The following is a 24,801-nucleotide window of genomic DNA, read 5'->3' as shown; positions in this document are numbered from 1 at the left end:
AGGGTTTGGGCGTGACAAAGTTTTGTTCATGACCGACCTAGGAGCCGACATGGAGTACCGCCAGCTGGGTGACTCCGGCCTGACCGTCAGTGTGGTCGGACTGGGCTGCAACAACTTCGGTGGACGGATCGACGCCGAGCAGGCGCGGACCGTCGTGACCGCTGCCGTGGACGCCGGCATCACGCTGTTCGACACCGCCGACGTGTACCGCGGCGAGCTGGGGTTCAGCGAGCAGATCCTCGGCGACGCGCTCGGGTCGCGCCGCGACGAGGTGGTGATCGCCACGAAGTTCGGCGGTGACATGAAGGGCGAGAACGGGCCGGACTGGGGCGTGCGCGGTTCGCGGCGCTACCTCCGCAAGGCGGTCGAGGCGAGCCTGCGCCGGCTCGGTACGGACTGGATCGACCTCTACCAGCTGCACGTGCCGGACCCGGTCACGCCGATCGAGGAGACGCTGGCCGCGCTGACCGAGCTCGTTGCCGAGGGCAAGGTTCGCTACGTCGGCAGCTCGCAGTTCGCGGGCTGGCAGGTCGTCGACGCCGACTGGGCCGCGCGGTCCGGTGGCAACGAGCACTTCATCAGCGCGCAGAACAAGTACTCCCTGCTCGACCGGGACGTCGAGGACGAGCTGGTCCCCGCCTGCGAGCACCTCGGGATCGGGATCCTGCCGTACTTCCCGCTCGAGTCTGGCCTGCTGACCGGCAAGTACAAGCGTGGCGCCGACGCTCCCGACGGCACCCGCCTGGCCAAGATGCCCGAGCGGCTGGCCCGCGCCGACTTCGACAAGATCGAGGCGCTGGAGACCTTCGCGGCCGAGCGCGACCTCACGCTGCTCGACGTCGCGATCGGCGGCCTGGCCGCGCAGCCTGCGGTCGCCTCGGTGATCGCCGGCGCGACCCGGCCGGAGCAGATCGCGCAGAACGTCGCAGCCGGCCTGTGGGAGCCGACCCTCGACGACCTGGCCGTGCTGGACGAGCTGACGTGACCCTGATCCTTCTCCCGCCCTCCGAGGGCAAGACCGGTCGCACGCGCGGCCGGTCGATCGAGCTGGAGTCGCTGTCGTTCCCGGAGCTGAACCCGACGCGCGAGCTGGTGCTCGACGCGCTGGCGAAGGTGTCGGCGAGCAGCGACGCGTTCGGCGTACTGGGGGTGGGTCCGTCGCTGGCGCACGAGGTCGAGCGGAACATCCACTGGCGGTCCGAGCCCGCGGTGCCGGCGTCGGAGCTGTACTCGGGTGTCCTGTACGACGCACTCGGCTACGCCAGGTTGTCCCCGGGGTCGAAGCGCCGGGCGAACAGCCGGCTCCTCGTCGTCTCGGGCGCGTGGGGCGCGCTGCGGATGAGCGACCGCGTCCCGCCGTACCGGCTCTCGATGGGGACGACGCTGCCGGGTCTCGGGCCGCTCGCGTCGGTCTGGCGTGATCCGCTGCGCGCGAGTCTCGACGCCGCGGTCGGCAGGAGCGTGATCGTCGACTGCCGCTCGTCGACGTACGCCGCCGCTTGGCGCCCGGCCGACGACCTGGCCGCCAAGTGGGTCGCGGTGTCGGTGGTCCGCGAGCGGGCCGGCGTCCGCTCGGTCGTGTCGCACATGGCGAAGCACACCCGCGGCCTGGTCGCGCGGTACCTGCTGGAGTCCGGCAAGGATCCCGGGACGCCGAAGGCGCTGCAGAAGCTGATCGGTGAGCAGTGGAACGTGGAGCTGGACCGGACCGGTGCCGGCTGGACGCTGACGGTCGTCGAGCACGACTGATTCACCGATCCTTCACCGTCAGGTGGTTTCCGGCGCGCCGGACCCGGGGAAGGCTTGAGGCAGCTCGTCAGGGGGGATCCGCCCAACCCTCGGAGGACCTGACCGATGCGACGCAAGACCATCTTCGCCACCGCCGTGGCCACCACCTGGGTCGTCGGCGCCGGAACCGCCCTGGCCTACCCGCCCGACCCGCCGCCCGCCAGTACGGCGCAGACGCAGCTCGCGTCGCTGACGGTCAAGACCGAGGGCTCGACCTCGGGCTACGGCCGGGACCTGTTCCCGCACTGGATCACCGTCTCCGGCACCTGCGACACCCGCGACGAGGTGATCAAGCGCGACGGCACCGGCGTGAGCGTCGACGCCCAGTGCGAACCGACCGCCGGCCGCTGGTACAGCGTGTACGACGCGACGTACGTCGAGGACGACTCCGCGATCGACATCGACCACATCGTCCCGCTCGCCGAGGCGTGGAAGTCGGGCGCGAACGGCTGGACGACGGCCAAGCGCCAGCAGTTCGCCAACGACCGGAGCATCGCGCAGCTGATCGCGGTGTCGGCGTCGAGCAACCGCTCGAAGAGCGACCGGGACCCGTCGGAGTGGAAGCCCACCAACGCCTCCGTCCACTGCATCTACGCGCGCGAGTGGATCTGGGTGAAGTACACCTACGGCCTGTCCCTGCAGTCGGCCGAGAAGACAGCCCTCCAGGGCATGCTCGCCGCCTGCTAGGAGTCCGGGTCGAGCAGCTGGCGGCGCTGGGCGTGGATGCCGGCCTGGAAGCGGGTCCGGGCGCCCAGCGTCTCCATCAATTCGGCGACCCGGCGGCCGACCGTCCGGCTGCTCAGTGCGAGCTGCCGGGCGATCGCGTCGTCCTTGAAGCCGGCGGCCAGCAGCGTCATCAACCGCGCGTCGAGCGGATCGCGGACCGCCGGAGCCATCGGCGCCGCCTGGTCCCACAGCAACCTGAACATCTCGATCAGCGCGTCCAGCAGCGCACACGGGTGAACGACGAGCGCGCTGTCGACGAGCGCGTCCACCGACAGCGGCAGCAGCGCGGCCGTGGAGTCGAAGATCGCCAGCTTCATCGGCACCTGCGGATGCACCCGCGAGCTCTCGCCGGCGTCGGCCGCGCTGTACGCCTCGTCGACGCCGCCGACCTCCAGGGAGTCGGGGGAGTAGATGCCCCGCACGCTCACGCCCGCGCTCAGCAGCCCACGGACCGTGGTGTCGGACTGCTCGACCCCCGACGCGTACGGCGGCCGGTCGAGCACCAGCAGTTGGTCCTTGGTCTGGTTCAGCAGCTGCGCGAACCGGGCCGCGATCGCCTCCTGCCCGACGATCACCTCGACCAGGTTGTCCGGCCGGTGCTGCTCCTGCGCGCGCAGCTCCGACAGCAGCTCGCGTGCCTCGGCCCGCACCCGGTCCAGTTCAGCACGCCGTACGGCGACCAGGGCGTCGACCGCGACGTCGGGTCTGGTCGGCAGCAGCCGTGACGGCTCGTCGGACGTCCTCGTGAGCAGCCCGAGCTCCTCGAGGCGGTCTACGGTGGGGCGCAGGTCGCCGGGGGAGCGGCCGACGCGCTGGGCGAGGTCGTTCAGGCAGCAGCCGGGCAGGGCCAGGAGCGCCCGGTAGGCGGCTTCGTCCTCGGCGGAAACTCCGACGGACTCGAGCATGTGACCTCCTGACCAGTAGTGGACATGTCCGGCATCCGACACGCTATCTCGTGGCATGGACCACCGTGGATTCGATACCACAGGGGAGTGCCACGCCTCCGCTCCGTCGTCCCGCGTGTTTCCCTGGTCGTCGCCGTGCTCATCACCGGTCTCCCCTGGACCGCGGGCGCGGCGACAGTTCCCCCGGCCGGCGCCGTCCCGCCGGCCGTGGTGGAACCCTCCGCGACGGTCACGCTGCTCACCGGCGACAAGGTGGTGGTCGACGGGTCCGACGTCCGGATCGAGCCGAAAGTTCAGGGCACCGCGTTCTCCGTACGCCGCGACGCCGGCCGCGTGACGGTGATCCCGTCGACGGTCGCCGACCTGGTCCCCTCGGTCCTCGACCCGGCGCTGTTCGACGTCACCGGCCTGGTCGAGATGCGGTACGACGACGCGCACCGGGCCGATCTGCCGGTGATCACGGCGAACGCCGGCCTCGGTCTGCGGTCGGCTCGTCAGTTGACCAGCATCAACGCCACGGCCGGAACGATCGCCAAGAACAGCCAACCCACTCTCGGTCGTTCGACCGGCAAGATCTGGCTCGACCGCAAGCTCGCGGCGACCTCGGTGGCCTCACCCTCTACCTCAACGTCAGATTCGTACCTCGAGCAGGTGCAGGCGCCGGCGGCCTGGGCTCGCGGGCTCGACGGACGGGGGGTGAAGGTCGCCGTACTCGATACCGGTGTCGACTCGGGTCATCCCGCGCTGGCCGGCAAGGTCGCGGCGGCCGAGGACTTCACCGCAAGCGCCCAGGAGGACCACGCCGGCCGCGCGAGCGCCGAGGACGACAACGGCCACGGCACGCACGTTGCCTCGCTCGTCGTCGGCAGCGGCGCGGGCTCCGACGGCGCTCGCCGAGGGATCGCCCCGGCCGCCGAGCTGAGCTCGGGCAAGGTGCTCGCCGCGGACGGTTTCGGGCAGGAGTCGTGGGTGATCGCCGGTATGGAGTGGGCTGCGGCTCAAGGGGCCGATCTGGTCAACCTCAGCCTCAGCTCGACCCCTGGTGACGGCGACGACCTGGTCTCGACGGCGCTGGACCGGCTGACCGCGTCGTACGGCACGCTGTTCGTCGCGGCCGCTGGTAACCGCGGCAACTTCGGTGCGACGCCGTACACGATCGGCAGCCCGGGCATCGCGGCCTCGGCGCTGACCGTGGGAGCCGTCGACGCCGCCGATCGGCAGGCGAACTTCTCCAGCGAGGGTCCCACCAAGGGCACGTACCGGCTGAAGCCCGACCTCGCCGCACCCGGCGTCAACATCCCTGGCGCGAAGGCCGGGGCTCGCGACGGCGAGCTGTACGTGCCGATGTCCGGTACGTCCCAGGCAACGCCGCTGGTCACCGGCGCCGCCGCGCTCCTGCTTCAGGAGCATCCCTCGAAGACCTGGCAGCAGCTCAAGACCGCCGTCGTCGCCTCGACCGCTCCGGCCGGTGCCGGCTGGACCCTCGGCAACGGCCGGCTCGACCTCGCCCGCCAGTCGACGCTGTCGACGGATCTCGCGTCGCTCGACTTCGCCTACCTCCGCCACCCGGACAAGCAGCCGCGCAGCCAGGTCGTCACCGTCACCAACTCCGGCACGGCACCCGTCACGCTCCCCGTCACCGATGTCGAACGCAGCCCCTCGTCGGTTACTGCTCCAGCCGACGCCGTGACGGCCGAGCCGCCGACCCTGACGATCCCTGCCGGCAGTTCCGCCTCGACCCGGATCACGGTCGACCCGGCGCTGCTCCCCGACGACCGCTGGGAAGGCACTGTCTCCCTCGGCGACCTCCGCCTCGCCCTCGGCCTGTACGACGAACCGCCGCGCTACGACCTGACCGTCAAGGTCCTCGACCGCAACGGCACCCCGTACGCCGGCGGCAAGGTCACCGCCTTCGACTACGTCACCGGCAACTCGAACAACCTGACCCTCGACGCCCAAGGAACAGCGAAGGTCCGCCTTGCGCCCGGCCGCTGGAGCCTCCTGTCAGCCGTCACCACCGGCAGCACCTTCTCTTTGGCGGGCACCGCAGAGCTGACGATCACCGGTGACACCTCCTACCTCATCGACGCCCGACGAGCCCAAGGACTGCGCGCGCCGGCCATCGAGGGACAACCGACCCGGCTGACCGAATCCGCGGTGAGCGTCTCTCGCCATGCCGACAGTCGCGGCGTCAGCGACTTCTACTTCTTCACCCCCGAGCAGATCGCCGCCGGCACCGTCTTCATCCAGCCGACCACGAAGCTCACCGGCACCGGCTCGTTCGAAGCCTCCAACCGCTGGCGCCTCGAACCCACCGGTCCCAGCACCACAGCGGCGTACGAACTGCTCCTGGTGAAGGACCACTTCCCCCTCGCCTCGAAACTCACCCGTCAGGACGTCGCCCGGATGGCCCGCGTCGACAACACCTTCGGCTCCGTCTCCGGCACCGGCCGGCAAGTGGTCACGCGCGCCTGGGCCACCAAGGAGTCGCGCGTCGGCTGGGTCAGCCGCCGACCGGTCCAGGTCCCGTCACGCCAGTTCGAGCTCCTGACTGCCGACCCCGGCGCCCTCTGGAATCAGTGCCTGACCGCCGCCACCGGCACCGACCTGTGCGACCGCGAGAACCTCCCGTTCCCCAGCAGGGCTCGCGTCGACCGAAGCTTCGGACTCACGCTGCACCCGACGATGTTCGTCGCCTCGCACTCGCAGACCTCGATGTTCGCCGACGTCGGCCTGGGCGACGCCTTCCACCGCAGCAAGCCCCCGGCGTCGGCGTACAAGGAGCGCCGGATCGCGCTGTCTCGCAACGGCATTCCGGTCGGTGAGGCCGCCGCCGGGTCGGCGTACTTCCCCGTTCCGCGCGCATCAGCACGCTTCCGCCTGGAACAGAGCTGGACCCTCGACCCCGCGATCTTCCCGACCGCGGACAAGGCGTCGACGATCTGGAACTACACGTCCGCGGCCCCCGATCCCACCAAGGCCACCGGCGTACCGCCCGCTCTCCTGCAGGTCGGGTACGACGCGACCGTCGACGGCTTCGGCCGCGCTCCTGCGTGGAGACCGCTCACGATCGACTTGCTCGTCGATCACCTCACCGGCTCGACCGCATCCCGGGTCACCGGCGCGAAGCTCTGGTACTCCGCCGACAACGGTCGCCGCTGGACGCAGGCGCTCGTCGTACCGGTCGCCGGGAAGTACACGGCACTGGTCCCGCCGTGGTCCGTCCTGCCCGGGAAAACGTTGTCGCTTCGAGCTGTTGCGACCGACGCGGCCGGTGGCAGCATCAACCAGACCGTGCTGAACGCGATCCCGGTCACCTGACCGCCGGGCGCGGGGGACCGGGCAGGGGACGCCTGGTCAAGCCTCAACCCCGCGCCCGGCCCCCTTACGCCGCAGGTACTCCCGCCAGATCGTCCGCTGCAGCACGAGCGTCACGACGCCGGCCGCCGTCATCCCCGCCAGGTTGATCCCGAGCTGGGCCGCCGCGCCGCCGATCTGACCCGGCGCCCACAACGCCGTCGACAACGCGAGATCGCCCGCGGCCGGAACGGTCGTCACCGAGATGAACACCCCGACCAGCGCGTTCGACCGGCCGGCGGTCTGCGACAGCACCCCGGCACACCCGGCCAGTACGGCGACCACCGCCGACCAGCGATCCGGTCGCCAGATGAACCCGGTCAGCGGCCGTGCGGCCTCGACGTCGGCGGTGTCGATCCAGCCGGCCGCGCGAGCGAGCAACGCCATCAGCATCGTCAGCACGATCGCCAGCACGAACCCCTGCGCGAGCATCCGCAGCGACCCGAGCGCGAGATTGCCCCGGCCCAGCGCGATCCCGACCGCCAGCGCCGCGACGACGCCGAACTCGGGCCCCACGACCATCGCGCCGACCACCAGGATCGACGAGTCGGTGACGACGGCAACGGCCGCGATCATCGTGGCCAGGGTGAGGAACGCGTAGTAGGCCCACGAGCCGGACGCCTCGTTGTAGGCCTGGTCGACGACCGCGTCCCAGATCACCGCGTCGTCCGGTGCACCCGGTGCGGCCTTCTCGGTGGCCCGCGCGTTGTGGGACGGCGTCGCTCCGACCTCGGTCACGGCGACCGAGCCGTCGTCGTACAGTCCTTGCTTCTTCAACCAGGTCAGGACGTCCGAGGTGGCCTCGCGGGTCACGTCGCACTCGACGACGTCACCGGCCGGCCGGCGCGCGGCGCCGGGCAGGGTGACGATGCTGGTCACCCGTGGGTCGGCGACGAGCGTGTCCAGGACGCGCGTGGTGCGATCCGGTGGGACGATGAGACGAAGATGCATCACCGCCCCATCATGGCTTGCCGAGGAGGCAGGATGAGCGAGAGCACCAGCGCGGCAACGACGGAGGCCGCGCCGGACCGTCCGGAACTGAAGCGGGTGATGGGACCCGGGCTGCTGCTGCTGTTCGTGGTCGGCGACATCCTCGGTACCGGGGTGTACGCGCTGACCGGCAAGGTCGCGGGTGAGGTCGGCGGCGCGGTCTGGCTGCCGTTCCTGTGCGCGTTCATCGTCGCGATGCTGACGGCAACGAGCTATCTGGAGCTGGTGACCAAGTACCCGAAGGCCGGTGGCGCCGCGGTCTACACGCACAAGGCGTTCGGCATCCACTTCCTCACCTTCCTGCTCACCTTCGCGGTGATGTGCTCCGGGCTGACCTCGGCCTCGAGCGCGTCGAAGGCGTTCGCGGCGAACTTCTTCTCCGCGGTCAAGCTCGACCCCGATCGCGGCTCGCTGCTGATGATCACCGCGCTGGCGTTCATGGCGTTGATTGCCCTGGTCAACCTTCGCGGGGTCGGCGAGAGCGTCAAGGCGAACGTCGTCCTGACCTGTGTCGAGCTGACCGGTCTGCTGATCGTGATCGGCGTCGGCGTGTGGGCGATCGCCGGCGGTGACGGCGACACCTCGCGGCTGACCGAGTTCCGCACCCCCGAGGGCGACAACGCGTTCGGCGCGGTGACGGCGGCGACCGCGCTGGCGTTCTTCGCGATGGTCGGCTTCGAGGACTCGGTGAACATGGCCGAGGAGACCAAGGACCCGGTCAAGATCTTCCCGAAGATCATGCTGATCGGCCTGTCGGTGACCGGTGTGATCTACGTGCTGGTCGCGATCTCCGCGGTCACGCTGGTCTCGCCGGAGGACCTGAACAAGGGCTCGACCCCGCTGCTGAAGGTGATCGAGGCCGGCGCGCCGAACTTCCCGCTGCAGTTGTTCGCCTGGATCACGATGTTCGCGGTCGCCAACTCCGCGCTGATCAACATGCTGATGGCCAGCCGCCTGCTGTACGGGATGTCGCACGAGAAGGTCCTGCCCGGACCGCTCGGCCGGGTGCTGCACAAGCGCCGTACGCCGTGGGTGGCGATCCTGTTCACCACGCTGCTCGCGTTCTTCCTGATCGGGTACGCCGACCTGACCGCCCTCGGCGGGACGACGGCCTTGCTGCTGCTGTGCGTGTTCGCGGTCGTCAACGTCGCTGTCCTGGTGCTGCGCCGTGACCCGGTCGAGCACAAGCACTTCAAGGCGCCGACCGCGCTGCCGGTCCTCGGTGTGATCCTGTGCGTCTACCTGGCCAGCCCGCTGTCGGGCCGCGCCGGCAACGACTACAAGATCGCCGGCTGGCTGATGGTCGTCGGCATCGGCCTGTGGGCGCTGACGTGGCTGCTGAACAAGTACGTCTTCCACCGGAAGTCGGACTTCGACCCCAGCCACATCGACCCCAGCGGCCCGGTCAACTGACCCCAGGCCACACCTCGCAAGGCAACGTCTTTCAAGTAGTCCCCACCGAAGCCCCGTCCTCTTCTCCAGAGGGCGGGGCTTTCAGTTCGGCAAGTGAGTCGCCTGCACCCGAGGCTCTGCCCGCAGCGACCGCAAGGGCAGCAGTGCCGCCAGCACAACGGTGCCAAGGGCAACAATCCCGAGCCCGACCGCGATCCACCCCAGCGACGGGTACCCGGCGCCCGCGTCGATCGCCCGCCCACCGAGCCACGGCCCGACGGTGATCCCCACGTTGAACGCCGAGAAGTTCACCGCGGTCGCCAGCGTCGGCGCCTTCTCGGCCAGGCTGAACACCCGCGCGTTGAGCGCCGGGTTGACCGCGAACCCGAAGCCGCCGAGCAAGAAGATCGCCGCGATCGCGACCACCGGCTCACCGGCCCGCAGCGCGAGCACCGCCGACATCGCCACCACGCCGGTGATCCCGACCAGCAGCGTCCGGAACGGCGTCGCGTCGGCGGTCCGCCCGCCCAGGGTGATCCCGATCAGCGAGCCCACGCCGTACAGGGCCAGCACACCGGGGATCGCGCCCGGCGGCAGATCGGTGGCGTCGGTGAGCAGGGGAGCGAGGTAGCTGAACACGACGAGGATCGCGGCCGTGACCAGCGCGGTCGTCGCGTACGACAGCCAGAGTCGCGGGTTGGCCATCGCGCGGAACTCGGCGCCGAGGCGGGGCGTGCTGTCCGGCTCGGGCCGGCCGGCGGGGATGGTGCGGACGACGCCGATCATTGCCAGCGACGACATCAGCGCGACAGTCCAGAACGCCGCGCGCCAGCCAAGGTGCTGACCGATCAGCGTGCCGGCCGGGAGGCCGATGATGGTGGCGATGGTGAGTCCGCCGGTGACCACGCTCATCGCCTTCGCGCGGCTGCCGGACGGAACCAGCCCGACCGCCGCGACGGCGGCGACCGCCCAGAACCCGGCGTACACGAAAGCGCCGACGATGCGGGTCGCGAGCAGGACGCCGTAGTTGGGGGTGAGCGCACCGGCGACGTGCGCGAGCGCGAAGATCGCGAGGAAGACCAGCAGCGTCGTCCGGCGCGGCCAGCGCAGCGTGACGACGGCCAGCACCGGAGCGCCGACGAGCATGCCGACGGCGAACGCCGAGATCAGCAGTCCGGCCTGGGGGATCGAGACCTGGAGGTCGGTGGCCATCTCGGGCAGCAGGCCCGCGAGCATCAGCTCGGACGTGCCCTGGGCGAAGATCGCCAGGCCGATGATGTAGACGGCCAACGGCATCGCGATCCTCCTCCTGGACGTTAGGGCGGACGGGCCCGGCGAACGGTTGGGGGACAGCACTCAGCGGCGCGGTTGACTCAGGCCCCCACCCAATCGCACACAGCGACCTACGAGTTGCACATAGTGACACACATCGGGCCCGGATCGCGCCCCACGGTCCGCGATGTGGCGAACCTAACCCCGGCGCCGTGTTTCGGATCCTCTCGCCCGGGCCCTTGAGATTCTCTCCGGTGCCCGGGGGGAAACGCGGCTCCGGCGGTGAGGTTTGGCCCGATCGGGCATGGTTGGTGCATGAGTTACCCGAGCCCAGCGCGCCGGCCGAAGCCGGCGGTGGACGCCGCCCGGATCGGCGGCGGGATCAAGCTGCTCGTCGCGCTCGTCGGCCTGATGTGGGTCAGCGAGATCGTCGACACCGCGCTGAACGGCGCACTGGACCGCTACGGCATCGTCGCCCGCGACCCCGAGGGTCTGGTCGGGATCGTGACGGCGCCGTTCCTGCATCTCGGCTTCGGCCACCTGATCTCCAACACGCTGCCACTGGTCACGCTGGGCGCGCTGATAGCCATCTCCGGAGCGGTCCGGCTGTTGTCGGTCACCGCGATCGTGACCGTGATCGGCGGCGTCGGCACCTGGCTGATCTCACCGCCGAACACGATCACCATCGGTGCCAGCGGTGTCGTCTTCGGGTACGCCGCGTACCTGGTCGCCCGCGGGGTCTTCAACCGGCGCATCGGCCAGGTGCTGATCGGCGTGGTCGTGGTGCTCGTCTGGGGGAGTGCTCTGCTGGGTGGTCTGCTCCCGCAGGACGGCATCTCCTGGCAGGGTCACCTCTTCGGCGCCGTGGCCGGCGTACTGGCCGCCTGGTTCCTCACCGACGACCGCCGACAAGTCAGCTGAGCGTCCCCAGGTCGGTGTTGGCACCACACACGACGACAACAATGCGCTCATCAGCAGCGGGCTTGTAGGCACCTGACGTCAGCGCGGCGTACGCCGTCGCAGCGCCGTGCTCGGTCGCCAGGCGATACTCCCGCCAGAGCTCTTGCCGCGCCGCGGTGATCGCGGCCTCGTCGACCAGCACCGGCGTGATGTTCTGCCGCACGGCGACCTCGAAGGCAATCTCACCGATCCGCCGGGCCCCCAGCGAGTCCGCGGCCACCCCACCAACCTGTACGTCGATCGGCCCGCCCGCCTCGAGCGCCCGCGCGAGCGTCGGCGCCAGCTCCGGCTCGACGCTGACGACCCGCGCCCGATCACCGATCGCCGTCGCGATCCCCGCGATCAACCCGCCGCCACCGACAGCCACGAGCACCGTGTCGAACCCGTCGATCTGCTCGAGCAGCTCCAGCCCCAGCGTCCCCTGCCCGGCGACGACCTCCGGCTGGTCGTAGGCGTGCGCGAACAACGCCCCCGACTCCTCGCTGGCCACGACCGCCGCCGCGTACGCCTCGGCGTACTCGGACCCGACCTGAACGACGTCCGCGTCGAGCGTCCTCAGCCGCGCGACCTTGGCGGCGGGCGCGTTCTGCGGCACGAAGATCCGTGCGGGCACTCCCAGCTCGCGCGCCGCGTACGCGACTGCGAGCCCGGCGTTGCCGCCCGAGGCGGTGACCGCGCCGACGCCGGTCAGCGACCCGTCCTCCTTGGCCGCGAGCAGCCGGTTGAACATGCCCCGCGGCTTGAACGACCCGACGTGCTGCAGCAGCTCCAGCTTGAACGTCACCGTCTCCGACACCCGCAGCACCGGCGTACGCCGTACCCGGCCGTCGATCCGAACCGCCGCCTGCTCGACCTGCTCACGCGTCACCGTCACGCCTCCACCTAATCACGGCCCCCTGTTGCCGACCGCACCCGATGGGTAAGACTGCGAAGGACTGCTGGGAGGCACGATGGGTGCGTACGACGAGAGCTACCGCCGCAGCCTGACGGATCCGGAAGGGTTCTGGCTGGACGCCGCCACGGCGATCAGCTGGACGCGCCCGCCGACCCGCGCGCTCGACGACTCCGCCGCACCGCTCTACCGCTGGTTCCCCGACGGGGAGCTCAACACGTCGTACAACGCACTCGACCGGCACGTCGAGGCCGGCCACGGCGAGCGCACCGCGCTGGTCTACGACTCCCCGGTCACGGACACCAGACGCACCTACACGTACGCCGAGCTGCGCGACGAGGTCGCCACCTTCGCGGGTGCGTTGCGGGGGCTCGGCGTCGGCAAGGGCGACCGGGTGATCGTCTATCTGCCGATGATCCCCGAGGCCGTCATCACGATGCTCGCCTGCGCGCGGCTCGGCGCGGTCCACTCGGTCGTGTTCGGCGGCTTCGCGCCGCGCGAGCTGGCGGCGCGGATCGACGACGCGACGCCGAAGGTGATCGTCGCCGCGTCCTGCGGGATCGAGCCGAACCGGGTCGTCGAGTACCTGCCGATCATCGCCGAGGCGCTGGCGCTGTCGGCCCACCAGCCCGAGCGGACCGTCGTCGTCCAGCGCGAGATCGCGCCCGGGAAACTCGGAGAGCGCGATCTCGACTGGGCCACGCTGGTCGCCGGCGCCGAGCCGGCCGATCCGGTGCCCGTCGCGGCCACCGATCCGCTGTACGTGCTCTACACCTCCGGCACGACAGGCAAGCCGAAGGGCGTCGTCCGCGACAACGGCGGGCACGCGGTCGCGCTGGCCTGGTCGATGAGCGCCGTGTACGACATCGGGCCGGGCGACGTCTGGTGGACCGCCTCCGACGTCGGCTGGGTGGTCGGCCACTCGTACATCGTCTACGCGCCGCTGCTGATCGGCGCGACGACGATCCTGTACGAGGGCAAGCCCGTCGGTACGCCGGACGCGGGCGCGTTCTGGCGGGTGCTCGCGCAGCACCACGCGAAGGCGCTGTTCACCGCTCCGACCGCGCTCCGGGCGATCAAGAAGGTCGACCCGAACGGCGAGGAGCTGGCCCGGTACGACCTGAGCCGGAGCTTCCGCAGCCTGTACCTGGCCGGGGAGCGGCTCGACCCCGAGACGTACCACTGGGCGCACGACAAACTCGGCGTACCGGTCGTCGATCACTGGTGGCAGACGGAGACCGGCTGGCCGATCGTCGCGAACCCGCGCGGGCTCGAAGCGATGCCTGCCAAGCCCGGATCGGCGACCGTCCCGCTGCCCGGCTGGGACGTGCAGATCCTCGACGCCGACGGAACGCAGTTGCCGGCGGGGGAGGAGGGGTCGATCGCGATCAAGCTGCCGCTGCCGCCGGGTGCTCTGCCGACCCTGTGGGGCGACGACGATCGCTACATCGACAACTACCTGAGCACGTTCGACGGCTTCTACCTGACCGGCGACTCGGGCTCCATCGATGCCGACGGCTACGTGTTCGTGATGGGCCGCACCGACGACGTCATCAACGTCGCCGGGCACCGGTTGTCGACGGGCAGCATGGAGGCGGTCCTCGCCGCGCATCCGTCGGTGGCCGAGTGCGCGGTGATCGGGGTGCACGACGCGCTCAAGGGCCAGCTGCCGCGCGGCCTGGTCGTGCTCAAGTCCGGGGTCGACATCACCGAGGACAGGCTGCGCGAGGAGCTCGTGGCCGCCGTACGGCGGGAGATCGGTCCGGTGGCCGCCTTCCGCGACGTGTCGATCGTCGAGGCCCTGCCGAAGACCCGCTCCGGCAAGATCCTGCGCAAGACGATGCGCAACATCGCCGACGGCCGGCCGGACGCGATCCCGTCGACGATCGAGGACGCCATGGTGATCGAGACTCTCCGGCCGATCCTCAGAACGCCGTGAGGGGTTCGGCCTTGTAGGCCTGATGCAGGAGGTCGAGGAACTCCGGCGCCCCGGGGAACTCGACCGAACCGATCCGGCTGACCGGAATCCCAGGGGACCAGGAGTTCATCACCGCAGCACCGGCGAAAGGCGGCGAGCCCGCCCGCTTGCCCCGAAGGGTGTCGAGCGTGATCTCCGTGGTCCGCTGCGGCACCTCCAAGTGCCGGCGGACGATCCCCATCGTCGTACCGGTCAGGATCTCGGCCCGAGGCCACACGACCTCAGCGCCGTCCCAGAACGCCAGGTTCCAGATCGTGCCCTCCGTCAACCGCCCCCGCCGATCGATGAAGGCAGCATCGTCGTACCCGTCAGCGATCGCCTGGCGCAGCGCGTAGGTCTTCGCCGGCTCACCCACGTGCTTCAGCCGCGGCAGAAACCGCTCGTGCTCGAACGTCGTCAGCGCCAACGGCCCCGCGGGACCGTCTGCCGGCGGGCCGGTGCGAACCAGCAGTTCGAGGGAAGCGCCCCCACCGGTGAACTCGCCGGCGCGGGAGAAGACCGTGGCCATCAGCGACACGTCCTCCGGCCCGGCCTCGACCGCCGTCCGCAGCTGGTCGCGGACGAGCTCGTCGGGGAGCGCGTTCCCGTACAGCTCCAGTGAGGCGGTGCGGAGCCGGTCCAGGTGGAGGTCGAGGCCGCGAGCCTGCCGGCCGCGAACCTGCAGCGCGGTGAAGTGGGCGTACCCGGCGAAGGCGAGCGGCGCGAGATCGTCGGCCGGTCGGCCGTTACGGTGGACGACGTACGAAGTCATACCGCGACGCTAAACGTTGACACTGGTTGCAAGGTCAAGACAGGAGCACGAGGTGCTGATCGGTGAGCTCTCGCAACGCACCGGTGTGAACCCGCGCCTGCTCCGGTACTACGAGGCGCAGGGCCTGCTCACCGCCGGCCGCGGCAGCAACGGCTACCGCCGGTACGCCGACGACTCCGAACTCACCGTCCGCAAGATCCGCATCCTGCTCGACGCCGGCCTGACCACCGAGGTGATCAAGCACGTCCTGCCCTGCACCCGCGAGATCCGCGACAACGAAACCGTCTTCGACTGGTGCCAGAGCCTGCGCGACCTCCTCGACCACGAGCTCGCCACCCTCGACGGCCGCCTCGACAGCCTGCAACGCACCCGCAACACCCTCGCCACCTACCTCGAACAGACCTAGAGGCACTTGACCCTCACGTGACGTCAGGCCGCATAGTCCATGCATGGACGAACAACTGACGGTGGGACGCGTCGCCGAGTTGGCAGGAGTGAGCGTCCGCACGCTGCACCACTACGACGAGATCGGCCTGGTCCAGCCGTCGGCGCGGACCGCGGCCGGCTACCGCGCCTACTCGGCCGGCGACGTCGAGCGGTTGCGGGAGGTGCTCGTCTACCGCCGGCTGGGCATCGGGCTGCGCGAGATCGCGGATCTGGTGAACGACCAGGCCACGGACCCGGTCGCACACCTGCGCCGCCTGCACACGCTGCTGCTGGAACAGCGCGACCGGGCGGCCGCGCTGGTGACGGCCATCGACACCGAACTGAAGGAGCGGGCCATGGGGATCAGGACCACGCCGGAAGCACAACTCAAGGTTTTCGGTGCGCAGCTGTACGAGACCATCGGGTCCGCCTACCCGGCGACCCGGCGGACCGACCCGCGGATCGCCGCGAGCATCTGGGGCGCCCTCGGGGACGCTCGGACCGTCCTGAACGTCGGGGCCGGCGCCGGCTCGTACGAGCCACCCGACCGTGACGTGACCGCGGTCGAACCGTCGGCGGTGATGCGGGCACAGCGTCCGGCGGGCGCGGCGCGCTGTGTCGACGCCAGTGCGGAGAGCCTCCCGTTCGAGGACCAGTCCTTCGACGCCGCGATGGCGGTCAGCACCCTCCACCACTGGCAGGACCCGATCGCCGGGCTGCGCGAGCTGCGCCGGGTGGCTCGCCGCGTCGTGGTGTTCACGTTCGACGCCAGTGACCCGGGGTGGCGGCACCGGTTCTGGCTCACCCGCGACTACCTCCCGGAGGTCGCCGGGCTGACGGCCGGTCGCCCCTCGGTGGACCAGCTGGCCCGTGCGATCGGTGCCCGCATGGAGCCGGTGCTGATCCCGTGGGACTGCGCCGACGGCTTCTTCGAGGCGTACTGGCGCAGGCCCGAGGCCTACCTGGACGAGCCGGTACGCCGCGCCGTGTCGGTCTGGACGAGAGTCGGACCGGAGGCCGAGCAGCGGGCAGTGACCAGCCTCCGCGCGGACCTGTCGTCGGGCCGGTGGGCCGAACGCAACAGTGAACTGGTCGCCCTCGACGCGGCTGAGCTCGGGCTCCGGCTGCTGGTGGCCTAGAGCCCCGCGAGGAAGTCGGTGACCAGTGGGCTCGCCGTCGTACGGAACTCGTGGAAGTACGCGTGCCGCGCGCCCGGGAGCAGCTCGGCCCGGGCGTTCGGGATGCGGTCGGCGAGGACCTCGGCGTTGGCCGCCGGGCTGAAGATGTCGTCGGTACCGTGCAGGATCAGGGTCGGCGCCTGGATCGTGTCGAGGCCGTCCCACGCGTCGTGGTTGTTGCTCGCGACCAGGTGCCGGCCTTTCGCGTACGCCGGCATGGCCGGGTCGCCGAGGACCGGGTACGGCCCGGGGTTCTCCGCGACCCACTCCGGGGTGTACATCAGGTCGATCAGGACCGCGTCCCGCTGCGCCTGATCCCGCACCGAGAGCGCTCTCCGGATCTCCTGGCTCCGTTCGAAGCCATGAGACCGGCCTGGCGACGTACAGCCCAGGACCAGCCCGCGCACGCGCTCCGGATGCAGGATCGCCAGCCACTGCGCGACCCGCCCGCCCATCGACGTCCCGTAGACGTCGACCTGATCGAGCCCGAGCTGATCCAGTACGGCGACGGCGTCCTCCGCGAAACCGGGCGTGCTGTAGATCTCGTCGGGCTTGTCGCTGTCGCCTGTACCGCGGTAGTCCAGCGTGATCGTCGTACGGGCGAAGTCCGCGCGGACCGGGTCCCACCAGTGGTGGGTGTTCGACTGCCCCGCGAGCAGCAGCAGGGCCGGTCCGTTGCCCGAGGCGCCTTCCTGCAGCTGGTACGCGATCCGGGACCCGTCGACAGCGTGCGCGAACATGGTGACAGTCTGCCGTGCTGGTGTGACGGGTTAGGCTCCAGGTATGCGAGTCGTGATAGCGGGTGGACACGGGCAGATCGCGTTGCGCTTGACCAAGCTCCTGGCCGGTGCCGGGCACCAGGTCGTGGGCCTGGTCCGCAACCCGGCGCACGAGGCGGACGTCGCCGCGGCCGGCGGCGAGATCGCGCTGCTGGATCTCGAGCAGGCCGACGTGGACGCCGTCGCGAAGGTGCTCAGCGGCGCGGACGTCGCGATCTTCGCGGCCGGCGCGGGTGCGGGCAGCGGCAACGCGCGCAAGGACACCGTCGACCGCGGGGCGGCGGCGCTGTTCGCCGAGGCCTCCGAGCGGGCCGGCGTACGGCGGCACGTGCAGGTCGGTTCGATGGGCGTCGACAAGATCGCGGAGCTGGATCCCGAGGAGGGATTCACCATCTACCTCAAGGCCAAGCTGGCCGCCGAGGACGACCTGCGGGCGCGCGATCTCGACTGGACCGTGCTGCGCCCCGGCCACCTCACCGACGACGCCGGGACGGATCGCGTGCTGCTCGCGGACCACACCGGGAACGGCCGGGTCACCCGCGACGACGTGGCCGCCGTACTGGCCGGTCTGTGCGAGACCCCGGCCGCGATCGGCCGGACCCTCGAACTGATCGCCGGCGAGACCTCCGTCGCCGACGCACTGCGCGGGCTCTGAACCTGTCGCCGGCGGTACCCCCGCCGCCGGTGCGCCTCTGACGTTGCCACTGGCAACAGATTGCGACTCTCTGGATGGGCGACGACACACTCCGGTCGATCCACTTCGAGCGGACCGGGAACAGCAAGTACGTCGTGCACAACAAGCGCGGCGGCAGCATCACGGTCGGTTCCGGCGGCCCGGACGACACCGACTTCACCCCGGTCGAGCTGCTGCTCGCCGCGATCGGCGCCTGCTCGGCGATCGACGTCGACGTGGTCACCAGCCGCCGCGCCGAGCCGAGCGACTTCCGCGCGGTGGTCAGCGGCGACAAGGTCCGCGACGCCGAGGAAGGCAACCGGATCGAGAACCTCAAGGTCGAGTTCACCATCACCTTCCCCGACGACGAGGACGGCGACAAGGCCCGGGTCGCCCTTCCCCGCGCGGTGAAGATGTCCCACGACCGCCTGTGCACCGTCAGCCGCACCGTCGAGCTCGGCACCCCGATCACCGTCGACCTCAACAACGGCGAACTGACGATCAGCCCAAGTGCTCGTCCAGCTGATCCATCGTCCGACTGAACGCGCTCTCCAGGTCCACGTCGTACGCGTCGGCCAGCACGAGCACCGACCACAGGCAGTCGGCCAGCTCGTGCGCGAACGCCTCGTCCAGGTCATCGCGAGGGCGCACGCCTTCCTTGCCCTGGACGAGCTTCGCGAGATCCCCGACGTCGCCGAGGAACCCGAGCATCAGCTCCTCCCGGCTCCACTCCCGCCCGTAGCGCGCGGTCTCCAAGGCGGCGTACTTGCTCCGCACCTCACGGGCGCGCGTGACCAGCTCCGAGAACTCCATCCTTGAACGCTACCTTCACGTCAACGGCGCATTGTGTGACGCTGCAAGTGCCAACCCGCTGTGCGGGTAGCTCGAAGAACCTCGGCAACTGTTCGGACTTTCCGTGGTGTCATCCACGACTGCGACGGCTTGTGCAGCGCCCACCCTGACCCCAGCGTCACCGCCGCATGCTGCACCGCCCGATCAGCCGATCGCCACACCAGCAGGATCCCCGGTACGTCGTCGCGGCCGCCGCGGGTGGTCGACGCGTCCAGCCACCGGTCGAACGGCTCGCGCTGCATCCACTCCGACTCGGCACCTTCGGCCCCGGCCGCGGCCATCACCGTGCCGAAGCAGTTCGGGCCGCTGCCCTCCGGGAACGTCCCGGCCAGCTCGCGAGCCCGGGGGAGCAGCCCTTCGACTCCGCGCCAAACGCTCGCCGGGACCTCGGCATGCCGGCTCACCCCGATGTCCTCGCTCACCAGCCGCGGCAGCACAGCCACCGGATCCGTGAGCAACGACTTCCACCACACGAACCGATGCCCGTCCGCCTGCCCGCGGATCTCGTCCCCGAGCACTCCACGCCACGCCCGCACCGTCGGCACGGCTCCGCGCTCGTGCACCACCTGCGCCCGGACCAACCCGGCCCGGACCTTCTTCGGGTACGCCGAGAACGCGCTCTCCGACAACCACGAGCACCGCAGCCGACCGTCCACGGCGTACGAGAGGTAGGTGTCGCGCAGCTGCCGATCCGGCTCCTCGTCCGACAGCGGCAGCTTCCACTCGGCCGCCTGCCGCGCGGTCACGTAGAACGGCTGACGCTCAGGCGCCAGCCAGTCCACCCAGCGCAGCAGCAGCGCGTCGGGGAGCGCGATCCCGGCGACGTCGGTCACGACAGCTCCGGCGGCGCGTACGGCCCGCGGTACGGCTGGGTCTCGGTGTAGACCAGGTTCGTCGTCGTCGACCCGAACTCGGTCAGCTCGTTCACCAGCTGCTCGAGATGGGCCATCGACCCGGCCGCGACCTTCAGCAGGTAGCAGTCGTCACCCGTGGTCCGCAGGCACTCCAGGATCTCGCCGCGTTCCTTCAGCAGCTGGTGCAGCGGTGCGTGCTTGTTGCCGGGGTACTTCAGCCGGATCACCGCGAGTACGGCGTACCCGGTCTTCGGCAGGTCGATCCGCGCGCTGTAGCCGCTGATCACGCCGCTCGTCTCCAGCCGCTTGACCCGCTCGGTCGTCGCCGAGGCGCTCAGGCTGACCCGCCGGCCGAGCTCGGTCAGCGGCATCCGCCCGTCCCGTTGCAGCTCGCCGAGGATGGCCCAGTCGGTCAGATCGAGATCCACGGTCATCGCGCCAACATACCGGCGGATCCACGGCGCGGCAGCCCGTTTTCCGCGAGGAATCCGTTCAGAACCACCCTTGCGCCTGGATAGCCTGATGGACATGCAACTCGGTGTGAACGTCCCCAACTTCGGCCCCGGCGCGACCCCGGACCGGCTGCTCGCCTGGGCGCGCACCGTCGAAGGGCTCGGCTACGACCTGCTCCTGACGTCCGACCACGTCGCGATCACCCCGGACGTCGTCGAGCAGTACCCGGCGCCGTTCTACGAGCCGTTCACCCTGCTGTCCTGGCTGGCCGGACAGACTGGCTCGATCAGGCTCGGTACGACGGTGCTGATCGCGCCGTACCGGCATCCGCTCCTGGTCGCGCGGATGGCCGCGAATCTGCACCAGCTCAGCGGCGGCCGCTTCGTGCTCGGGGTCGGCGTCGGCTGGGCGACCCAGGAGTTCGAGGCGCTCGGTCTCGACTACCGGCGCCGCGGCCGGGAGACCGACGAACTGCTCGACGCACTCACTAGCGCGTGGCAGGACACCGACGACTACGGCAGCAACGACCTCCCGATCTGGGTCGGCGGTACGACGGACGCCGGCCTGCGTCGCTCCATCCGGTACGGCGCCTCGTGGCATCCGCTGCGCCAGTCGATGGGCTGGTACCGCGACGGCGCGGCCCGGTTGCGGGCGACGGCCGACGCACTCGGCCAGCCCGACCCCGGCTTCGCGCCGCGGATCCTGCTGCATCTCACCGACCGGCCGCAGGCCGACGGGACCCGGTTGGCCGGGGAGGGCTCGATCGACCAGATCCTCGGTGACCTCGACGAGCTGCGGCTGCTCGGCGCGCACACCGTCGTACTGGACCCTTTCGTCGGCGATCCTGCCGAGACCGAACATCCCGAGATCGCCTGGCGGGCCCTGGCGACCGTGCGGGCAGGAATGGAGAAACAGTGACCCCCGACGAACTGCTGCGCCGCGCGATCGCGCTCTCCGCGGCCGCGATCGAGAGCGGCAACCCGCCGTTCGGATCGTTGCTGGCCGATGCCGAGGGCAACGTCCTGGCCGAGGACCACAACACCTCGGTCACCGACCACGACATCACCGCCCACCCCGAGCTGAAGCTCGCGCTGTGGGCCTCGCGGAACCTCACGCCGGAGGTTGCGGCGGGCACGACGATGTACACGAGCTGCCAGCCGTGCGGGATGTGCGGCGGCGCGCTCGAACGCTCCGGGCTCGGTCGCGTGGTCTACGCGATGAGCGGCGCGCAGGTGAACGCGCTCAAGCCCGGCGGTGGGTTCCTGCCGGTGCCGACGGAGGGGCCGGTGCTGCCGGACGAGGCGAGCGCGGTCGCAGCGGCGTACTACAAGAGCTGAGTGAAGGCCCGGCTTTCGAGCCGGGCCCTCACCGTCAGATCACTTGGGACCGAGGCAGAGCGTGTAGCCGCTCGAGCCGCGCTTCTCGGTGTAGGTCACCGTCGCGTCCTGGTAGAGGTCGCAGGTGCTGGAGACCGAGGAGCTGACCCGGCCGAGCACCTCGTACTCCGCGTCCGCCGAGCTGCAGTCGACGACCTTCACGTCCGGGTCGCTGGCCGTGCCCGCGTTCTGCACGCAGTCGCCGACCTTCGCCTCGGACGACGTCGTGGTGGTCAGGTTGCCGATCACGATCGCGGCGATCACCAGGATCGGCAGCAGCACGCCGAGGATCTCCGGGCGCTTGAACAGCGGCTTGCCCGGGTTCATCGGCCGGCCCGGAGCGCCCGGCATCGGCTCGGGCAGCGCCTGGAACTTCTTCGACGGGCCGATGTTCGACAGCATCGTGAACGGGTTGACGATCATCGACCCGATGCCCCACCAGCCCTGCCACATGCTCTTCGCGGTCATGTCGCGCACGGCCGCGGTCCCGCAGGTCTTGCAGAACGGGCCTTCCAGCTTGAGGAAGCGCATCAGGATGATCAGCCCCATGTGCCCCCGCACGGTCGCCTGCACCGCGGGGACGGACCCACAGAAGCGGCACTGCAGGGCACCCATCGGCGGCATCTGCGGCTGGTGCTGCGGCCCTGCGAACTGCTGATTCTGGTCGAACTGCGGCTGCCCGTACGGCGCCTGCTGCGGCGGCGGGCCCTGGTACTCGTGCTGGCCCGGCATCGGCTGGCCGGGCGGAACCACGCCCGGCTGCGGCTGTCCCGGCTGTCCGGTGTACGTCGGGAACTGCTCCTGCGGCGGGGGCCCGTATCCACCAGGCTGGCCGGCGTACGGGTTCTGGGGCGGTTGCGGGGGAGTCGTGGTCACGAATACTTCCTGTTGCTCGCTCGGGACAGCTCTGGGACAGATGGACCTTACTCACCACTGACGGTCAACACCGCACTCGCGGTTCCATCGGTTACCAAACCTTTTCCCCAGCTCCACCACCGGTCACCGCCCAGCTGCGAACCGTGTCCGCTCAAGCGTCGTACCGGCTCACCAGCTCCGCGCCCAGCCGCGCTAGCTCCGCCTGCACCGACGCGGGCTCCAGCACCTCGATCGACCCACCCCAGCCGGCCAGGTGCTGCGCGATCATCAACGGCGTCGGCGCGGTGATCCGCGTCCGCACCCACCCGTCCTCGGGGGAGCCGAGCACCTCGCAGTGCCGGCCGAGCCGGTCCTGCATGACCCACAGGTGCCGCTCCTGCACGAGCACGGTCGCCGAGAGCAGCGACCGGTTCAGCTCCATCTCCTCGACCACCTTGGCCCACGCCGCCGACAGGTCGAAGTCGTCCGGCCGCTCGGCCGGTTCCTCGGTGACCGTTGCCTCCAGCACCCGATCCACCCGGAACGTCCGCTGGCCCTTGTCCGTCCCCGCGATCAGGTACCAGACGTCGTCCTTGTCGATCAGCCCCAACGGCGACACCAGCCGCTCCGACGGCGCCGCACCCCGGCGTCCGCCGTACACGAGGCGCACTCTCAGCCGCCGTACGACGGCGTGCTGCAGATCGTTGACCACCACCGGCCGGGCCTTGTCGTTCTCACCCCACCCGGCGGGATCGATCACGACGGCCTCGGCGGCGGCCTCCGCGTCGCCGCGGAAGGTCTCCGGGAGAGCGCGCACCAGCTTCCTCAGCGCGGCCTTGGCCTCGGGCGCGATCGCCGCCGCCGGCCCGACCAGCAGGAACAACGCCTGCGCCTCGGTCGCGGTCAGCCCGCTCAGGTCGGTGCGCGACCCGCCCAGCAACGACCAGCCGCCGTTGCGGCCGCGCTCGGGGTAGACCGGGATCCCGGCCGTCGAGAGCGCTTCCAGATCGCGCCGCGCGGTCGCCACGGAGATCTCCAGCTCTGACGCCAGCTCAGCAGCCGTCACCCGGCCCCGGGCCTGCATCAGCAACAGGGTCGCCACCAGCCGATCAGCACGCATACCTGCCAGTGTCGCAGGCTAAGTGCTCAACCGCTGAGCACTTTACGCGGCGTTCTTTCAGTTCGGCGGCAGCACCCGGACGTCGACCGCCGGCAGATGCTTCCACCAGTGGTCGTAGCGCCGGTAGACCCGCGGATCGCGCTCTCCCACCATCGCGAACATGGCGCGCGCCTCACCCTTCAGCGCCTTCCACACCCCGGCCGGGAGTTTGCGGAACGCGGTCGCCTCGATGCCGTCCTCGACCGGCCGCCACACGCCGGCGACGTACCCGTCGACGAGCAGCGTCGGCAGCAGGTCGCCGTTGTTCCGCGTGATCACCTGCTTGTACTCGGCCGGCACGACCCGCGCGCGGTCGTCGTACGCGAGCAGCACGCTGTCCCACATCGCCATCAGCCGCGGCGGCACCGGCAGGTCCTCGTCGGGCCGCGCTCCGCCCGGTACGTCGTACAGGACCTGACCGCCCGGCCCTTCGAGTTCTTCCAGGTCGAGCGCCGCGACGGCCACCTTCACCCGGCCGCGCGGGATCTTGACGAACTGCGCGATGTCGGCGATCGACGCCGGCCCGAAGCCCTCGAGGTAACGCCGGGTGAGTACCTCGAGCCCACGCTCCGGATCAGCCGGTACGCCGGGCGCCGCGACGAACGCGGGCCGGTGCCCGAACGACCACGGCCCACCGGTCGGCGCGTGCAGCAACGGCGCGACCGCCCGCATCGCCCACCACAGCTCCGTCGCACCCATGCCGAGCCGCTGGTCGAGCCACGCCTCGAAGTCCTGGCCGCTGCGCGGCTCCGACGCGTACGCCGCCAGCTCCACCCCGACCGCGTGCGCCTCCGCGCTGGTCAGCCCCCCGGCCTTGAACGCCGCCTCGAACCGGGCCCCGGCCATCATCGGCAGGATCGCGGCCCGGAAGTCCGGGTGCTCGTCGGTGTGCACCGCGTGCAGCGTGCCCCGCATCAGCGTCGCCTTCACCACGATCCCGGCCGCGAACGCCGCGTCCAGCTCGTGCGGGTCGAACCCGGCGACCCGGTTGAACAGCGCGACGTACGGCGACGCCGGGTGCTGCGCCTGGACCGCCACCATCCGCCGTACGGCGTCGGCCACCGCCATCGGCTCCCGCTCCACCAGCATCTGCCGCACCATGGACGCCCTGTTCAGCGCCCGCGCCGTCATCGTCATCCGCAGATTCCACCACGACCTGCGGGCCGTGACGACCGTCTCGGCTTG

Annotated in this window: 25 protein-coding genes; 13 read left to right on the top strand and 12 right to left on the bottom strand. The window is 70.6% G+C overall.

Annotated elements, in window-relative coordinates:
• The first annotated feature begins 28 nt into the window (after positions 1 to 28).
• The 3 genes from HDA39_RS09890 (at position 29) to HDA39_RS09880 (ending at position 2,475) form a co-directional block, all read left to right on the top strand.
• The gene (locus HDA39_RS09890) at positions 29 to 985 is read left to right on the top strand and encodes an aldo/keto reductase (protein ID WP_238356018.1); all 957 of its coding nucleotides are present in this window, start codon (positions 29 to 31) and stop codon (positions 983 to 985) included.
• Complete coding sequence (locus tag HDA39_RS09885) at positions 982 to 1,749, top strand: peroxide stress protein YaaA (protein WP_184794924.1); 768 nt, start codon at positions 982 to 984, stop codon at positions 1,747 to 1,749. Before HDA39_RS09890 ends, HDA39_RS09885 begins: the two co-directional genes overlap by 4 nt.
• A gap of 105 nt (positions 1,750 to 1,854) precedes the next feature.
• Positions 1,855 to 2,475 (top strand): HNH endonuclease family protein, encoded by a 621-nt coding sequence (locus HDA39_RS09880; protein WP_184794923.1) that lies wholly within the window; start codon positions 1,855 to 1,857, stop codon positions 2,473 to 2,475.
• Here HDA39_RS09880 and HDA39_RS09875 read toward each other — a convergent pair.
• Complete coding sequence (locus HDA39_RS09875; protein ID WP_184794922.1) at positions 2,472 to 3,419, bottom strand: LuxR C-terminal-related transcriptional regulator; 948 nt, start codon at positions 3,417 to 3,419, stop codon at positions 2,472 to 2,474. The two genes, HDA39_RS09880 and HDA39_RS09875, sit on opposite strands and share 4 nt — an antisense overlap.
• Before the next feature lie 87 nt (positions 3,420 to 3,506).
• Between HDA39_RS09875 and HDA39_RS09870 the strand changes: the two genes are divergently transcribed.
• Positions 3,507 to 6,740: a S8 family serine peptidase gene (locus HDA39_RS09870; protein ID WP_184794921.1), complete on the top strand. Its 3,234-nt coding sequence runs from the start codon at positions 3,507 to 3,509 to the stop codon at positions 6,738 to 6,740.
• 36 nt (positions 6,741 to 6,776) lie between these two features.
• Here the strand turns inward: HDA39_RS09870 and HDA39_RS09865 are convergent, their stop codons facing one another.
• Complete coding sequence (locus HDA39_RS09865; protein WP_184805796.1) at positions 6,777 to 7,727, bottom strand: DUF389 domain-containing protein; 951 nt, start codon at positions 7,725 to 7,727, stop codon at positions 6,777 to 6,779.
• A gap of 33 nt (positions 7,728 to 7,760) precedes the next feature.
• Here HDA39_RS09865 and HDA39_RS09860 point away from each other — a divergent pair, with 33 nt between their 5' ends.
• Positions 7,761 to 9,179, top strand: a complete 1,419-nt coding sequence (locus HDA39_RS09860) for an APC family permease (RefSeq protein ID WP_184794920.1) — start codon at positions 7,761 to 7,763, stop codon at positions 9,177 to 9,179.
• Positions 9,180 to 9,260: 81 nt separating this feature from the next.
• Here the strand turns inward: HDA39_RS09860 and HDA39_RS09855 are convergent, their stop codons facing one another.
• Positions 9,261 to 10,454 (bottom strand): Cmx/CmrA family chloramphenicol efflux MFS transporter, encoded by a 1,194-nt coding sequence (locus HDA39_RS09855; RefSeq protein ID WP_184794919.1) that lies wholly within the window; start codon positions 10,452 to 10,454, stop codon positions 9,261 to 9,263.
• 291 nt (positions 10,455 to 10,745) lie between these two features.
• Here HDA39_RS09855 and HDA39_RS09850 point away from each other — a divergent pair, with 291 nt between their 5' ends.
• Entirely contained in the window at positions 10,746 to 11,351 is a 606-nt protein-coding gene (locus HDA39_RS09850; RefSeq protein WP_184794918.1) for a rhomboid family intramembrane serine protease, read from the top strand.
• Here HDA39_RS09850 and HDA39_RS09845 read toward each other — a convergent pair.
• Positions 11,344 to 12,264: a serine/threonine dehydratase gene (locus HDA39_RS09845; protein ID WP_184794917.1), complete on the bottom strand. Its 921-nt coding sequence runs from the start codon at positions 12,262 to 12,264 to the stop codon at positions 11,344 to 11,346. The two genes, HDA39_RS09850 and HDA39_RS09845, sit on opposite strands and share 8 nt — an antisense overlap.
• 76 nt (positions 12,265 to 12,340) lie before the next feature.
• On the opposite strand from HDA39_RS09845, the gene HDA39_RS09840 reads away from it, so the two are divergent.
• Complete coding sequence (locus HDA39_RS09840; protein ID WP_184794916.1) at positions 12,341 to 14,221, top strand: propionyl-CoA synthetase; 1,881 nt, start codon at positions 12,341 to 12,343, stop codon at positions 14,219 to 14,221.
• On the opposite strand, the gene HDA39_RS09835 is transcribed toward HDA39_RS09840, so the two are convergent.
• Complete coding sequence (locus HDA39_RS09835; RefSeq protein WP_184794915.1) at positions 14,208 to 15,011, bottom strand: aminotransferase class IV family protein; 804 nt, start codon at positions 15,009 to 15,011, stop codon at positions 14,208 to 14,210. The two genes, HDA39_RS09840 and HDA39_RS09835, sit on opposite strands and share 14 nt — an antisense overlap.
• 52 nt (positions 15,012 to 15,063) lie before the next feature.
• Between HDA39_RS09835 and HDA39_RS09830 the strand changes: the two genes are divergently transcribed.
• Entirely contained in the window at positions 15,064 to 15,417 is a 354-nt protein-coding gene (locus HDA39_RS09830; RefSeq protein WP_184794914.1) for a MerR family transcriptional regulator, read from the top strand.
• A gap of 43 nt (positions 15,418 to 15,460) precedes the next feature.
• A complete protein-coding gene (locus HDA39_RS09825; protein ID WP_184794913.1) occupies positions 15,461 to 16,576 on the top strand; it encodes a MerR family transcriptional regulator in 1,116 nt (371 codons plus the stop codon).
• Here HDA39_RS09825 and HDA39_RS09820 read toward each other — a convergent pair.
• Complete coding sequence (locus HDA39_RS09820) at positions 16,573 to 17,355, bottom strand: alpha/beta fold hydrolase (RefSeq protein ID WP_184794912.1); 783 nt, start codon at positions 17,353 to 17,355, stop codon at positions 16,573 to 16,575. The two genes, HDA39_RS09825 and HDA39_RS09820, sit on opposite strands and share 4 nt — an antisense overlap.
• A gap of 43 nt (positions 17,356 to 17,398) precedes the next feature.
• Between HDA39_RS09820 and HDA39_RS09815 the strand changes: the two genes are divergently transcribed.
• Together HDA39_RS09815 and HDA39_RS09810 are read left to right on the top strand one after the other, a co-directional pair.
• On the top strand, positions 17,399 to 18,049 hold the full coding sequence (locus HDA39_RS09815; RefSeq protein WP_184794911.1) for an NAD(P)H-binding protein: 651 nt from the start codon (positions 17,399 to 17,401) through the stop codon (positions 18,047 to 18,049).
• Positions 18,050 to 18,123: 74 nt separating this feature from the next.
• Positions 18,124 to 18,609: an OsmC family protein gene (locus HDA39_RS09810; protein ID WP_184794910.1), complete on the top strand. Its 486-nt coding sequence runs from the start codon at positions 18,124 to 18,126 to the stop codon at positions 18,607 to 18,609.
• Here HDA39_RS09810 and HDA39_RS09805 read toward each other — a convergent pair.
• Genes HDA39_RS09805 through HDA39_RS09795 form a run of 3 tightly spaced genes read right to left on the bottom strand, consistent with a single transcriptional unit; the run spans position 18,569 to position 20,207 of the window.
• Positions 18,569 to 18,880, bottom strand: coding sequence for a MazG nucleotide pyrophosphohydrolase domain-containing protein (locus HDA39_RS09805; RefSeq protein WP_184794909.1), 312 nt, complete (start codon positions 18,878 to 18,880; stop codon positions 18,569 to 18,571). The two genes, HDA39_RS09810 and HDA39_RS09805, sit on opposite strands and share 41 nt — an antisense overlap.
• Positions 18,881 to 18,900: 20 nt before the next feature.
• On the bottom strand, positions 18,901 to 19,752 hold the full coding sequence (locus tag HDA39_RS09800; RefSeq protein WP_184794908.1) for a hypothetical protein: 852 nt from the start codon (positions 19,750 to 19,752) through the stop codon (positions 18,901 to 18,903).
• Complete coding sequence (locus HDA39_RS09795) at positions 19,749 to 20,207, bottom strand: Lrp/AsnC family transcriptional regulator (RefSeq protein WP_184794907.1); 459 nt, start codon at positions 20,205 to 20,207, stop codon at positions 19,749 to 19,751. Before HDA39_RS09795 ends, HDA39_RS09800 begins: the two co-directional genes overlap by 4 nt.
• A gap of 94 nt (positions 20,208 to 20,301) precedes the next feature.
• Here HDA39_RS09795 and HDA39_RS09790 point away from each other — a divergent pair, with 94 nt between their 5' ends.
• Entirely contained in the window at positions 20,302 to 21,144 is an 843-nt protein-coding gene (locus HDA39_RS09790; RefSeq protein WP_184794906.1) for an LLM class flavin-dependent oxidoreductase, read from the top strand.
• Positions 21,141 to 21,563, top strand: coding sequence for a deaminase (locus HDA39_RS09785; protein WP_184794905.1), 423 nt, complete (start codon positions 21,141 to 21,143; stop codon positions 21,561 to 21,563). Before HDA39_RS09790 ends, HDA39_RS09785 begins: the two co-directional genes overlap by 4 nt.
• A 39-nt stretch (positions 21,564 to 21,602) precedes the next feature.
• On the opposite strand, the gene HDA39_RS09780 is transcribed toward HDA39_RS09785, so the two are convergent.
• From HDA39_RS09780 to HDA39_RS09770, 3 genes are all read right to left on the bottom strand, one after another.
• Positions 21,603 to 22,478, bottom strand: coding sequence for an LppU/SCO3897 family protein (locus HDA39_RS09780; protein WP_184794904.1), 876 nt, complete (start codon positions 22,476 to 22,478; stop codon positions 21,603 to 21,605).
• A gap of 151 nt (positions 22,479 to 22,629) precedes the next feature.
• Positions 22,630 to 23,577 carry a helix-turn-helix transcriptional regulator gene (locus HDA39_RS09775; protein WP_184794903.1) on the bottom strand — a complete coding sequence of 316 codons (948 nt, stop codon included), beginning with the start codon at positions 23,575 to 23,577 and terminating at the stop codon, positions 22,630 to 22,632.
• Between the two features lie 57 nt (positions 23,578 to 23,634).
• Positions 23,635 to 24,753 (bottom strand): winged helix DNA-binding domain-containing protein, encoded by a 1,119-nt coding sequence (locus tag HDA39_RS09770; RefSeq protein WP_184794902.1) that lies wholly within the window; start codon positions 24,751 to 24,753, stop codon positions 23,635 to 23,637.
• Positions 24,754 to 24,801: the final 48 nt, after the last annotated feature.

Source organism: Kribbella italica, assembly GCF_014205135.1.
GTDB classification, from domain to species: domain Bacteria; phylum Actinomycetota; class Actinomycetes; order Propionibacteriales; family Kribbellaceae; genus Kribbella; species Kribbella italica.
This window is presented reverse-complemented; position numbering and strand designations above follow the sequence as displayed.